At 40.0% G+C, this 13,284-nt stretch carries 15 protein-coding genes; 13 read left to right on the top strand and 2 right to left on the bottom strand.

What is annotated here, in order from left to right:
- Nucleotides 1-337: 337 nt before the first annotated feature.
- The 4 genes from AC2TF5_RS15550 to AC2TF5_RS15535 all read left to right on the top strand — a co-directional run bounded on the left by AC2TF5_RS15550 (nt 338) and on the right by AC2TF5_RS15535 (nt 5,230).
- Nucleotides 338-1,678, top strand: a complete 1,341-nt coding sequence (locus AC2TF5_RS15550; protein ID WP_491297989.1) for an ABC transporter substrate-binding protein — start codon at nt 338-340, stop codon at nt 1,676-1,678.
- Nucleotides 1,679-1,794: 116 nt separating this feature from the next.
- The gene (locus tag AC2TF5_RS15545) at nt 1,795-2,652 is read left to right on the top strand and encodes a carbohydrate ABC transporter permease (protein WP_491297988.1); all 858 of its coding nucleotides are present in this window, start codon (nt 1,795-1,797) and stop codon (nt 2,650-2,652) included.
- 22 nt (nt 2,653-2,674) lie between these two features.
- Complete coding sequence (locus AC2TF5_RS15540; protein ID WP_491297987.1) at nt 2,675-3,550, top strand: carbohydrate ABC transporter permease; 876 nt, start codon at nt 2,675-2,677, stop codon at nt 3,548-3,550.
- A 507-nt stretch (nt 3,551-4,057) separates the two neighbouring features.
- On the top strand, nt 4,058-5,230 hold the full coding sequence (locus tag AC2TF5_RS15535; protein ID WP_491297986.1) for a GNAT family N-acetyltransferase: 1,173 nt from the start codon (nt 4,058-4,060) through the stop codon (nt 5,228-5,230).
- A 141-nt stretch (nt 5,231-5,371) separates the two neighbouring features.
- Here the strand turns inward: AC2TF5_RS15535 and AC2TF5_RS15530 are convergent, their stop codons facing one another.
- Nucleotides 5,372-6,139 (bottom strand): HAD-IIB family hydrolase, encoded by a 768-nt coding sequence (locus tag AC2TF5_RS15530; protein WP_491297984.1) that lies wholly within the window; start codon nt 6,137-6,139, stop codon nt 5,372-5,374.
- 88 nt (nt 6,140-6,227) lie between these two features.
- On the opposite strand from AC2TF5_RS15530, the gene AC2TF5_RS15525 reads away from it, so the two are divergent.
- The 3 genes from AC2TF5_RS15525 to AC2TF5_RS15515 all read left to right on the top strand — a co-directional run bounded on the left by AC2TF5_RS15525 (nt 6,228) and on the right by AC2TF5_RS15515 (nt 9,581).
- Complete coding sequence (locus AC2TF5_RS15525; protein WP_491297983.1) at nt 6,228-6,920, top strand: Crp/Fnr family transcriptional regulator; 693 nt, start codon at nt 6,228-6,230, stop codon at nt 6,918-6,920.
- Nucleotides 6,921-6,955: 35 nt separating this feature from the next.
- A complete protein-coding gene (locus AC2TF5_RS15520; RefSeq protein WP_491297981.1) occupies nt 6,956-7,954 on the top strand; it encodes a helix-turn-helix transcriptional regulator in 999 nt (332 codons plus the stop codon).
- A 163-nt stretch (nt 7,955-8,117) separates the two neighbouring features.
- Nucleotides 8,118-9,581, top strand: coding sequence for an MFS transporter (locus AC2TF5_RS15515; RefSeq protein WP_491297980.1), 1,464 nt, complete (start codon nt 8,118-8,120; stop codon nt 9,579-9,581).
- Between the two features lie 161 nt (nt 9,582-9,742).
- Here the strand turns inward: AC2TF5_RS15515 and AC2TF5_RS15510 are convergent, their stop codons facing one another.
- Nucleotides 9,743-10,198 (bottom strand): Hsp20/alpha crystallin family protein, encoded by a 456-nt coding sequence (locus tag AC2TF5_RS15510; RefSeq protein ID WP_491297979.1) that lies wholly within the window; start codon nt 10,196-10,198, stop codon nt 9,743-9,745.
- Nucleotides 10,199-10,320: 122 nt separating this feature from the next.
- Between AC2TF5_RS15510 and AC2TF5_RS15505 the strand changes: the two genes are divergently transcribed.
- From AC2TF5_RS15505 to AC2TF5_RS15480, 6 genes are all read left to right on the top strand, one after another.
- Nucleotides 10,321-10,545 (top strand): spore germination protein, encoded by a 225-nt coding sequence (locus AC2TF5_RS15505; protein ID WP_491297978.1) that lies wholly within the window; start codon nt 10,321-10,323, stop codon nt 10,543-10,545.
- A gap of 13 nt (nt 10,546-10,558) precedes the next feature.
- The gene (locus tag AC2TF5_RS15500) at nt 10,559-10,777 is read left to right on the top strand and encodes a spore germination protein GerPB (protein WP_491297977.1); all 219 of its coding nucleotides are present in this window, start codon (nt 10,559-10,561) and stop codon (nt 10,775-10,777) included.
- Between the two features lie 60 nt (nt 10,778-10,837).
- Nucleotides 10,838-11,440 carry a spore germination protein GerPC gene (gerPC, locus tag AC2TF5_RS15495; protein ID WP_491297976.1) on the top strand — a complete coding sequence of 201 codons (603 nt, stop codon included), beginning with the start codon at nt 10,838-10,840 and terminating at the stop codon, nt 11,438-11,440.
- Entirely contained in the window at nt 11,441-11,650 is a 210-nt protein-coding gene (locus AC2TF5_RS15490; protein ID WP_491297974.1) for a spore gernimation protein GerPD, read from the top strand.
- Nucleotides 11,647-12,024, top strand: a complete 378-nt coding sequence (locus AC2TF5_RS15485; protein WP_491297973.1) for a spore germination protein GerPE — start codon at nt 11,647-11,649, stop codon at nt 12,022-12,024. The genes AC2TF5_RS15490 and AC2TF5_RS15485 overlap by 4 nt, the downstream gene beginning before the upstream one ends.
- A gap of 161 nt (nt 12,025-12,185) precedes the next feature.
- On the top strand, nt 12,186-13,103 hold the full coding sequence (locus AC2TF5_RS15480; RefSeq protein ID WP_491297972.1) for a tyrosine-type recombinase/integrase: 918 nt from the start codon (nt 12,186-12,188) through the stop codon (nt 13,101-13,103).
- Nucleotides 13,104-13,284 lie beyond the last annotated feature (181 nt).

Here is a 13,284-nt window from a genome sequence, read left to right as displayed (position 1 = left end):
CTCGTGGGTGTCTTTTTTGCGATCGTGGCAAAAGAGAATAACGTTAAAATAACTATGGTACTATAATTCTAAAAATTCAACATATGAAAAATTCACAATAGGAATTGAAAGATATATCCCCTGATACTGTATCCCCGTAAAGCAAAAATGAACTCCCTTGAAACTATAATAAGTAAAAAGTAAATAGTAACTTTTGAATCTCAAAAATGCAAGGCTATATTTTTCCCCCTCATTTAGAGGAATATCCCCCTTTGAATACAGGCATAGTTGGCATAAAATTTGGTAGACAGCAAGAATAACTTGCCTGTTGCAAAAATACACTTAGGGGGATTTAGAAATGAAAAGGTCTTCATTACTGCTCATGAGCGTAATGTTATTACTCAGCATGTTCCTTGCTGCGTGTGGTAATAACAGCGGAACCAAAACTCCTGCAGCTGAAGGAGAGAGTCCTAAACCGGCGGCTGAGACTCCAAAAGAAGAGGAGAAAGCGAAAGATGTATCACTTCGCGTATTCTCAACATTCGGTGGTACGGATGCTGCTCGTGAAGCTTTCCAAGGAGTTTTGGATGAGTTCACAGCGAAATATCCGAATGTAAAAATTGAGAATGACGTTATGTCAGCAAATGATGACGGTTTCAGAACGAAAGTTAACACAGACATGAACAGTGGCAACGAGCCGGACTTGCTCTTCTACTTCATCGGCGCTGATGCTGAAGGTTTTGTGAATGCAGGTAAGGTTGTTCCAATGAATGAAATTCTGGATGCTAATCCGGATTGGAAAAATGGCTTTATTCCAAATGCTCTTGAGCTGGCCAGACAAAAGGATGGTAACATCTATGCAGCTCCACTGACAGGTTTTTATGAAGGATTGTTTGTAAACAAGCAGATCTTTGAAGAAAACGGTCTTGAACTTCCAACAGACTGGGAAAAGATGAAAACTGCGGTTAAAACTCTTTCAGCAAAAGGAATTATTCCGATTTCCGCACCATTCGATCAATCTCATTACCTGATTGAACATACGATTCTGGCCGCTGCCGGTCCGGAAGGTCAAAACAAAGGATTGCTTGACGGAATCGATCCGAACTGGGAAAAAGCTTATGCTGGGATGAAGGAACTTTATGATTTGGGCGCATTCCCTAAGGATGCTGCTACGATCGATTTAGGTATGGCAGGCAACTACTACAGTGAAGGTCTTGCTGCAATGGTTATTGAAGGCTCATGGGCTATCGGTGGTTGGAGCGACGCGGTTAAAGATAACTCAACCGTTATTCCATTCCCGGCTATCCCTGACGGAGCAGGTAGCGGAAATGATATCATAGGCGGTTTCGGTACTGGTTTCTATGTATCCAAGGCTGCATATGACAATGCAGACAAAAAAGAAATGACAGTTGAATTGCTGAAGCATATGACATCTCCTGCAAGTATCCAAAAAATCGCTACAGCGAATGGCGGAACTCCTGCAGCTGAGGTTGAAGTAACAGGATTGGCACAGGTAGCTCTTGATGGTTTTGCAATGGCACAAAAAGCGGCATCGATCAACTCACCAGTTGACAGCAAAGTTTCTCAAGAAACGTTCTCCAATCTTCGTGCCAGCGTTCAACCGGTTGTGACAGGTTCGAAAACACCTACACAAGCAATCGAAGATGCGAAGAAAACCGAGGATGCCAATAAGAAATAGGTTTCATAACGTATACGGTTACCTATATGTGGTTGCGCCGCCCCTCTTGTATTCATAAGGGCGGCGCAACCATTTAAACAGAAACTGAAGAAAAATAAACATCAAAGGTGATAAATATGAAGGGTGATCGCAAGTATATTTTGATGTTTTTGTTACCAACAGCATTATTGATGACAGTCTTTTTGTATTATCCATTCTTTAAAAGTTTGTATCTTAGCTTTTACCGGACAACCGGCTTTTTTGATAAAAAGTTTGTTGGGTGGGATAACTACGAACGGCTGTTTACAGATAAGCTTTTGGGAGCCGCAACACTACACACTTTGGAAATCATGCTCTATGTCATCGTATTCCAAGTTGGTATAGCCTTAGTACTAGCCGTTATGGTTGATAATATTACGAAACTGAAGGGCTTTTTCCGTACCGTATTTTTCTTTCCAGTAGTTATCTCCGGTACGGCGATTTCCTTGCTGTTCGTTCTGTTCTATAACTATAATTTTGGACTTTTGAACAATGTATTGGCTAACTTTGGAATCGAAAAGATCCTTTGGCTCGATGAAAACAATGCTCTCAAGGCGGTAGCTATTCCTACCGTATGGCATTATGTTGGTTTTTACTTTGTATTGTTCTTGACGGCGATGTCAAAGATTCCTGCTGATTTTTATGAAGCAGCTAAACTTGAGGGAATTACCGGGTTTAAGAAAACAACCAAACTTACGATCCCTCTGATTATGAGTGATATTAAAGTTGTTATTACGCTGGCTATTACCGGGACAATGAAAGTCTTTGAATTCATTTGGGTTATTACTAAAGGCCAGAATGGTACAGAAGTATTGGGAACCTATATGTACAAAAAAGCAATGGTAGATCAAAACTTCGGTTACGGCTCAACGGTTGCTATTTATATGGTTGTATTTGGAGTGTTGCTTGCTTTGATTGCCAACCGTTTGTTAAAAAGAGAGGAAATTACATACTAAGCTGTTATAGGGGTGTACTATTATGCAGCAAGAAGTCGTTAAGAGTCAACAGGTTGTACGGCCAGTTAAATCAAAGAAATTTAGCATAGGCAGCGCCTTTATGTATGTTATTTTGACAGCCTGGGCCATGACAACAATATATCCGATGTTCTGGATTGTGAATAATTCCTTCAAGACATCCAGAGATGTAATGAATAATTCGTTCAAAATTGCTTTTGACCCGGTGATGATTAACTATGAGAATGCATTCGAACGTATTAATATCGGTCGAAGTTATATCAACAGTTTGATCATGTCAGGTAGTGCTGTATTATTGGTGCTCCTGTTAGGCGGATTAGCCGCGTATGTATTATCTAGATTCAATTTTAAAGGAAAGAGAACGATTTATTCGATTCTCTACGCTACGCTTTTGATTCCTGCGTTTGCAACAGTTGTTCCGGTTTATGAAATTTTAATAAAAACAAGTCTGGTGAACACGTATCCAGGATTGATTTTTCCTCAAACAGCCGGTAACTTGACCTTTGCCATCTTGGTTATAGCGGGTTATATGGCGACAATTCCTAAGGAGTTAGAGGAAGCGGCCTTTATTGACGGGTGCAACAGGTGGCAGATGTTCGTAAAGCTGTTCGTTCCGATTACCAGACCGGCATTCGCGTCAGTAAGTATTTTTGTTTTCCTGTGGTCGTATAACGATCTGTTCTCAGCGTTGATCTTTGTTAATAAAGAAAACGTTCGTCCGATTGTTGCTCTATTGAATGAGATCAGCTCACAATATGGGACCGATTTTGGACTAATGGCAACAGCGGTTGCTCTAACTGTTATTCCAGTATTGATCATTTACTTATTCATCTCGAAGTTTATCGAAAAAGGTTTGACAGAAGGAGCTGTAAAAGGCTGATCGATTGGTTCTGGAGCAACCCCAAAAGCAAGTCAAAGGAACGGTTTTACCGAGCCTCTGACTTGCTTTTTTGTTTGAAGAGTTAAGCTTGTACAAACAACTAGATGATAATTTCAACATATGAAAAATTCACAACAGTATACAACATATTTATCTCCGCTCCTTTGCTTTCCCTCGAAATATAAAAATCATTTTTGTTGTATTTATCAACTTAAAAAAGGAAAAAGAGTAGACATTATAAACGTTATTGTGGTATAATTTTCCTAATTGACAAGGAAGGAGGGGATTAGGATATGACTGGATACGATTACATTAAGGTAAGTACAAAGTTATCATTCGCTGCCCCTCATTCAATCGGACGCTAGTAAGTTTTTATGCATTCCGCATGAATTTGAGCCCAGGCATCGATGCCTGGGCTTTTTTGTGCCTTTTTTGGACATAGCCCGGCGTAATCAACCATGCCTCGGGCTCTTTTTTGTGACTGGATATTTAAAAGGAGATGGATAAATGTATTTATTGTCAACAGATCAGTATGAAACTGTAAAACCATTGTTTGAAGAGCTCATGTATGATTTAAATCTAGTATCTCTTTTGCATCATACGATTCCAGCTGAGATTTATGTGGACCAATTAGAACAACCAAGTGCTGCTCTTGTTTGGGATCATGGCCGGGCGCTGTATGCTGCTGGTTGTAATGTTGATTTTTTTAGAGAAGTAAATATCTTCTTAAGAACTAAAGTGTTTCCCGGTATGGTGGAGTCCAATTCTGATATACTGGATTATTACATTCGTTATCCTCATTCTTCAGCCTGTTTTGATCTATTGGAAGAGAATTTGATTAACGGCCTTCATTCTTCTTTTATTAAGCGAAGATATTATTTGTTTGATCAATCGGTGGACGTAATGCAGGTTGAACTTCCCGAGGGGTATCATTTACATGAAGTGAATCTGGAATTGCTAAAAAGAACAGATCTCACGAATCTGGATTTTATTTTGGATCAAATTCATTCCAATCATATGACCGTTGAAAATTTTAATGACAGAGGGTTCGGGTACTGTATACTAACTAACGACAACGAGATCGTAAGCTGGTGCTTAACGGATTATGTGATCGGAAACAAATGTGAGATTGGGATCGAGACCGATGAGGATCATCAACAAAAAGGGCTTGCGACGGCTGTTGCTTCTGCATGTGTTCAGTTAGCACGATCGAAAGGGATCGAGAGCATAGGCTGGGATTGCTTCGACACGAACATCGGATCATGGAAGACGGCGGAGAAAGTAGGGTTTAAGCTATTCAAGACGTATGACCCATGGTTTGGCTGGTTTAACCGTTTTGACAACTATCTCGTTCAGGCGAATGAGTGTTATCAAAAAGATGATTTTGAGGGTGCCGTGTTCTTTTATGAATTGACGTTTGATCGGTTATCCAAGGATAAAGAAGACCTTGAAATTAGCCGGAGTCGGATTCTGAATGAACATAATCAATATTGGTTTTATTATAATGCTGCTAGATGCTACGCCCAATTGGATCAAGAGAGGGAAGTGTCAGATAAATTAATGAAGTCCGTATCGTTGGGATTGGATGATCCATCGATGATCATTGATAGGCAGGTGTTTGATAAATACCAGTCCCTAAACTGGTATCGGCAATTGATAAAGAAACTCGAGAATTTATGATGATATACATGTTAATGAGCATATGAGTTATTGATTTACTAATTATATGTTAACGCAATATATATTATGTAAACTTATAGTTATAAGAAAAGCCATTAGAACAATTTCCGATGGCTTTTTCTCATGAACAAAGAGGAAGTACTACATAATAGTTTGACAATCCGTCTGTTTACAGAAGGCTAACAATCTTTGCGCGATGAGCTCTTCATCAGCTTGTATTTGTTCAGTTGCAAAGCCCTCAAGTTCTTTATGACTGCCGATCATAATAGAGGTGTGGGCATGCTGAAACATCGATATATCATTCGCATCATTTCCAAATGCAATATAAGATTGATCTTGTAAACCTAATCTCATCAATCCATCCCACTTATCAATACCTTGGGGACTGATATCGAGGATACCTTCGTTTCCATGCTTATGTATAACAATGGGTAATGCCGATAGCTTCTCTAACACTATACTGTGATCAGAAACGTCAAACAGCACAATCTTTATCATTTTGCGAATGGATTCTAAGGATACATGGTTAGCCCGCTTCTGGGGGTCGACATTGCGCCTAATGGGGTGATCTTCACTTCCAGTGTAAGAGTAGTCCCAATCGCTATCGATCAAATATTTCAGATTAAAGTCATTGATCAATGAAAGGATACGGTCCCTAACGTCTTCTTCAAAATGGACTGTAGAAATGATATTCTTTTCTTTAGCAACGATTGCACCGTTTCCACCGACCATTGGGCAGGCATGCATATGTTCGGGCAAGATAGGCAGCAGATCGCGAATAGGACGTGCTGAAGCAAAAATGATTTTATGGCCATGATCTGTCAGTTTATCGAGTGCATCGATAATGACTGGACTTAATGGCTTTCCTTGAAAACAAATGGTACCGTCTAAATCGAATACAAATATCAATTTGGCACATCCTTGTTGTTTTTGATTCCATCTTAATCACCTTCCGAAACAAAGCAAAGGACATATGTCCCGAAAGGAAAACTTATTCATGAAAATGATTCATGACCCTATACTCTTACAATCTAAAATCAAACAATTTGAAATCGATGAAATATTTCGTTTATCGGATGATACTCCTTATGAGCTTCGCCGTTATGATCCGGGTGAGCTTGTATTAAAAGAGGGAGAGGAGATGGATGCTCTTTTGTATCTTGTTGAAGGTAGAGTTAAAATTTCATCCAGTGTGCAGACAGGAAAAGTATTACTGCTTCGCTTTTGTGAGCCTTTTGCAATTATTGGTGATATTGAGCTTATTCAAAAAATCGTTGTACAATCCCAAGTTGAAGCTGTTCAGAACACGCTTTGCATTGCAGTTCCATTTAAATACATATACGAACATGCCATCCATGAGCCGAAGTTTTTGATGTCTTTGCTCACACACGTAACATATAAACTTCAAACATGTACTACCGCCTCACGAGTCAATTTATTAGCCACTGTTGAAAATCGGTTCGCAAGCTACTTACTGACAACGATCCATGATGAAAATGAATTCGGAAAAGAGATTCGAACCACAAACACGCAAGAAATCGCGGATTTGATCGGTACAACTTCCAGGCACTTAAATCGTGTCATTTTAAAGTTATCAGAGCAAGGTGTGATAGGAAGAGAACGGGACACAATTTATATTCTAGACAAGAAGGCGTTACAGGAGCTCTCAAATGGTATTCGTTACGAATAAAATAAACCATATTATGTAGATGAGAAGGTGCCATTTTGACTATAAATATATTGAATGCTGAGGTTCACAGTCTTTTTGATCAATTCACGGAGCGCGTTAATGGCCATATTCATCATAATGAATGGGAACAGCATATATCCATTCCACCTGAGGTTGGCAAGGGGAGCATTAAGCGGACACGTATTCGTTCAGGTATGGAAATTGTGGTTACGGATCTCACATTCGAACAAGATATGAAGCTTCACATTCAGGAAGCCTGTCAGTTGTTTGAGCTAAGCTATTGCATGAATGGCGAAATCTATTGTGAGTGGAATGGAAAAGAAAGCCTTACAGAAAAAATGACGGGGAACGTTCTCTTTTTTGAGGATGAATTGGTTTATGAAGAGAAAAAAGCGAGTGTTAGGAATCATTTGCTGGAAATTCGGTTAGCCCCGAAGGAGCTTTTTCATTATGCGGCAGATATACCTGAGAAACATAAAATGGAATCATGGTTGAAGCGTTACAAGGGACGAATCGACCAATATCCGAATACAGCGGCAATCCATAAATGCGTAAATGATTTGATCAATTGCTCCTATAACGGAGCGATGAAACGATTATATATGGAAAGTAAGGCCATGGAGCTCATTGCTTTGTTTGGAGAGGTTGATGGACATGGAACAGAGGGGAGAAAACTCTTTTTAAGCCGTGATGATCTATCAAAGTTGGATATGGCCAGGGAATTAATCGCTCACCATTTCGAACAACCGATGTCCATTCAAGAGTTAGCCAGAAAAGTCGGATTGAATGAATTCAAGCTGAAGAAAGGGTTTCGTGAACGATTCGGAATGACCATTTTTGAGCTAGTGCGGAAGCAAAGAATGGAAAAAGCACTTTGGTATATGGAAGTGGAACGGATGAACGTTGGAGAAACGGCTGTCTCTGTAGGCTATAGCAATGTAAGCAATTTCGCGACAACCTTCCGAAAGTATTACGGCTGTAATCCGAGTGAATATTTGAAAAACATATCTTATCAGAACACAATAAATGAATAAAATCAAAGCAATAAAGTACTCCAACCATGCTGGTCATGTTTGGAGTTTTTTTGGTTCCGGCTCCTTCTACGGGGAAAGAAAATACCTTAGCAGGTAGAACAAACTATCAATATAAATGATAATGATTATCAGTTGAAATATTGATCTAAAGGGAGGAAATAAAATGAATGATATTTCTACAGCATTAATTACGAAACAAAAGACAAACCAGCAGGCTGATCCACGCCGTTGGTTTTCGCTTATTCTTATTCTGCTTCCAACCCTCCTGATTTCCTTGAACAACTACATGATGCAGGTTGCACTTCCGATCATGCAAAACAGCCTGCATGCCAGTTTTTCCGAAGCACAGCTCATTTTCTCAGGTTATTCTTTGGGGCTTGCGGTTGCCTTGATCTTGGGCGGAAAGCTTGGAGACATATATGGTAGAAAACGTATACTGTTCTATGGTGTGTTGGGATTTACGTTAATGGGTTTACTAGGTGGAGTGGTATCCCATCCTACATTATTAATTGTTATCCGTACCATCCAGGGTTTGTCAGCAGCGATGATCCAGCCGCAAGTCCTATCCATTATACAGAGCAGCTTTCTGCCAAGAGAAAAAGGCTTGGTCTTTGCTATTTATGGAGCGGTCATTGGGATTGGCTTTACACTGGGTTTAATTCTGGGGGGATTTCTGGTGGATTGGAATCCGTTTGGGCTCGGCTGGCGTATTGTTTTTCTATTTAATGTACCCTTTGGTCTTCTTGTATTGTTAGGGCTGCCTATTGTTCCGGAGTCCCATGGAGATGCTATGCATAGCATTGACTGGGCAGGTACTTTACTGTTGATGCTGGGATTATTTCTACTCATTTATCCACTCACAGTAGGTCAAATGCAGGGGTGGCCATCTTGGACCTGGGGATGTGTTCTGTTATCAATTATGATTTTGTTTGTTTTTATTGCTGTACAAATAAAGAAGAGAAAGACGCATCGCACTCCGTTGATCGATCTGTCTATATTCAGATCAGGTTCGTTCAATGTTGGCATACTAACTGAGATCACCATTTATCTCAGCATGTTCACATTTTTCTTCGTATTAAACTACTATTTGCAATCAGGCCTCCATTACAACATCGAGTCGGCCAGTCTGGTCTTTATGCCACTGGGTTTCGGTTTTTTCCTCACATCATTATTGTCGTCTCGTATGGTCAAGAGATGGGGGAGTGCGGTGCTGAAAACAGGCGCTTTAATCATGGGCTTGTGCAATTTCCTGCTTATCGGGTCATTGCATGTAGATGCTGTACATTTGTTTCATATCCAGAATATTTTGATCTTATTGGTTTATGGCTTGGGTCTTGGCATGGCAACGACGCCGCTCGCCAATATTGTGCTTAGCGCTGTGCCGGTTAAATCTGCTGGGATTGGTTCCGGATTATTCACGACTTTTATGTATTTGGCTAATTCGCTAGGAGTAGCTTTGATCAGCATTTTGTTTTCTTTTTCACTTAGACATACACTTTCAGAAGCGGGTTCAACGGATTATATAAGAGCATTCTCTACTACCACTGCAGTGAGCGGAGTACTTGCTTTAGTTGCTTTTGTTTGCCTATGCTTTCTAAAAGAGCATCAAGAAAAAAATGAGAAATAGTGGATCAAAGCACATTAAAAAACTGAAATATTTGACGATATCTTTCATTAAAAAATATGCGTATAACATAAATTATACGCATATTTTGATTTGGAGCATTTTTATGAACGTTATTGGGGGGATAATTGCGATCAATTGAGGTGCCTATTCATCTTTTGAGTTTATAAATAGCGGATGTGCACATCCTTGAAACGCCCATTGGACATTTTTGGCATTTTAAGCTGAAGGGAACCCTGTTTAAAGGACGCCTTGCTTTGATCCGGATTGATTGGTGTTGGCAGCAGAATGATTTGGTTTTGGTCATCATTCAGTCCATTGATTTTGATTTGAGTGCGGTTGAGCTGTACCCAAATGTTCTCTGGATGAACTCGATTAGGAATGCGTATCTTTGTGATTAAGAAGTTATGTGTATCCAAATGTTCATACTGAAGCTTGGATCCGTTGTTGTTCATAAATTGCGGAGAGCTAGAGGTTGCGTGACGAATTGCATTTTCAACATATTGATCCACATCGTCCAAATCCAGATTCAGATGCTTTTCAAGTGTTTTAAAAGGAAAGTGCTTCTTGAAGAAAGGATCCTCCTTAAGCCACTCTAAGTTGGTCAGATTTGAGCTCATGGCTTTCCTCCTTGCTTTTTAATGTATTGTATGGGTGAATGACTTATTTAGTGACATCTGGGCACCTATCTACATAGAATGACTTATGATTCTGGACTTAAGATTCTGAAGGAGGTGGATTGGTGGTTTCCATAGTAGGCAATTTAAAAATTAACAGCGTTGGCCCCAGTTCCACAGTCTTGGTAGGAAACACAATTGCAGTTATTCTCCATAGCAACTCAAAAAATCATGCGGGCGCGAACTCCTTTACAGCTGGAGATACCTTCGGAGTTAGCGTTACTAACAGCCCGGCAAGTGGTTCAATTACATTAGATCCGGATGGTATTGATCAAGCATCTGTTTTATAAGGTTGTGGAAAGTATGAATCTGTCTGTTTACCAGTCCATAACGGTCCAACAGCTACGTATCGGGACAGTGACGAACTCATCCGTGCTGCAGATTGGCACCTCAGGCACCATTAAGGCATTATCTCACGTTTATAACACAGGGAGCTTAGAGAATTCCGCTGCTCAAAATGGTTTGGAACCTGAAAAGAGAGCACCCAAGGTTCCATTACCTGAACCAACCTTAAAGCTGTGATCTATAGAATAATGAATCTGACTAAAGGCCCCCACATACAATAAAATAGGAGGGGGTTCTATGCATCCTTTTTACTTTCAACAGCTATTACATGTACTGAAGACTCAATCAGAAAAACTAGGACAGATGGAACTACTATTGCAGCAGCTACGTAAAGATGTGGATGGTTTAATGAACAAGAGCCATACCCATATTGAACGGATTGAAAATCACTTTGATCTACTTAAAATCGAAAAACTGGAAGGCACCTTAAATATAGGTGTGACATCAAGTGATGGTAAAAATCTAGAGGATATTATGGTCAATGGACAGTCTATGGAACAAATCCAAAAAAGCCCCGAACAGTCAGCAATGATTAGAAGTATAGAGCAGCCTGTTATTAGCTATCTCCAGGATGAAATTCCGGAGCTGATTCGTGATATGGCTGGAGAACAAAAAATACACATGGATTCGCCATACACACAAATGATACTTGAGGATGTGCGTCGGCAGATTGATGATCGGATTCTTATATACTTGGATAAGATTCAAACAGATGAAGAGGGAAATAGGAATGAGGATTATATCCGGACTGCAATCATTGAGTATATGAAGAGGGATATTGAAACAGCTGTAAGGCAGCATATGGAGCGGAGCAAAGCTTCGCCGGAAAGTGGGATGTAAATGAAACTGAACGTCGTGAATAAGGAACTATATGTAGGTGCGGTAAAAATCATAGAAATAAGGGGCTCGTCGGTATTTTTGGTCGGTGATACTCAGGTGATTAATTGTTCGTCAATATACGATACGCCTCAGGATTCCTTGATGGTAAGTCCAGTCCCTCAGAAAGATCAAGAACAACCATTAGCCCCGAGCCAACAGGTTATCCGATGAGGACTTCGAAACTCTTAAATCTATACATCAATAGAGTTTTGGATAGTTCTGCGATTATTTGCGGTGAATCCGGAAATATAAAGTCCAAATCATGTAGAATTAATGTTCAAAGAGATCCATCCATATCCAAGAATGAAGAAGTGGAATTCTCGGACCATCCTATGTTTCAACGGCAAATACCTCAATGGATGGAAGATGATGAAGAGGAACTAATCATAACAACAGATAATACTGGATCTGTCATTAGAGGAGACAGTATTAAAATTCTAACTATCTCAGAGGGAACAACATTTCAAGTTGGACCAAACCGAACTATTGATCTAGAAAATCGACTTAAAATGATCAAACAGGTTGTGAGCTCATCACAAAAATAAAAATACTCGAATGAAATAAGCGTGTCTAGTAAAGTCTGCGTTCTAACAGTCGTGTAGAGCAGACTTTTTTGCATGCATTCATTATTTTGAATAGATGAAGTTGCCGCTATCAGATAAAAATTGTGTTAAAATTAAGGTTCAGCACAAGGAGGAGAAGCGCTATGTCCGATGTGAAAGACTTCTATGAAGAGCCACTAGACGCTTTTCTGATCTGGATGAAGGATGCCGGTTATACAGTTTATACGCAGAAATCATATATGAGTGATGTTTATGAATTTTTGGAATCGTTAAATGGCAAAACGCTGGATCATGTCAAAAAGCTTCATGTCATGTCATACTTGTCTTCTGTCCGCGAACGCGGAGTTAGCGACTCAACCCGGAACCGCAAACATGCGGCGGTTAACTGCTTTTTTAAAGCCTTGATGGATCTGGAAATGGTAGCGCAGAACCCTGCATCCGGGGTGAAAAAATCAAAAACAGAGACGAACAAAGTCCCCTCATATCTAAATGAACAGGAACTCATTCGCTTTTTTGAAGCAGTACAAGGCAAATATCGTACGCGAAACATTGCTGTTTTTCTCCTTATGGCCTATATGGGACTACGTATCGGTGAGGTTCATGCACTTAATATATCCGATTATAATGCCCAGCACCGTACGCTGAGCGTATTCGGAAAAGGACGTAAATGGCGCTCACTTCCTGTCCCAGAATCGGTTAGTCAAATCTTGGAGCAAGCCATATCCCAGAGGCTGGAGCCGTGGCGAGCCAAAGAGGATGCCATGTTTACTTCTCAAAAAGGCCGGCGTTTGTCCATCCGGTGCATCCAGCAAATTGCATCTGAAACCTTTGATCGCTTTCAGGAAGATGTACCCGTGCAGCAAAGATTATCTTATTCCAGTCACAAGCTAAGACACTCGTTTGCGACTATGCTTCTTCGGAAGGGGGCGGATCTGAGAACCGTCCAGGAGCTGCTCGGACATTCATCGATACAGACGACAACCATCTATACCCATGTCAGTAGCCGTGAAAAAGAGGAGGCTATCGCTCGATTGGATATTCAACTTCCGACCGGTTTTTAGTTACATATTAAATATTATGTAAACAATGAAATCTAATTTATCGTCCTATAGGCAGTGAAAGAACAGATTGAAATTAATTTATTGTATAAATAATTAATGCCATTAATTATAAAAGAACAGGAATAAAAGATTGAATAAATAAACGGATAAAAACGTCCGGTCAGCTCCTTTAGGGAGTAGA

The organism is Paenibacillus sp. JNUCC 34, assembly GCF_058269055.1.
This window is presented reverse-complemented; position numbering and strand designations above follow the sequence as displayed.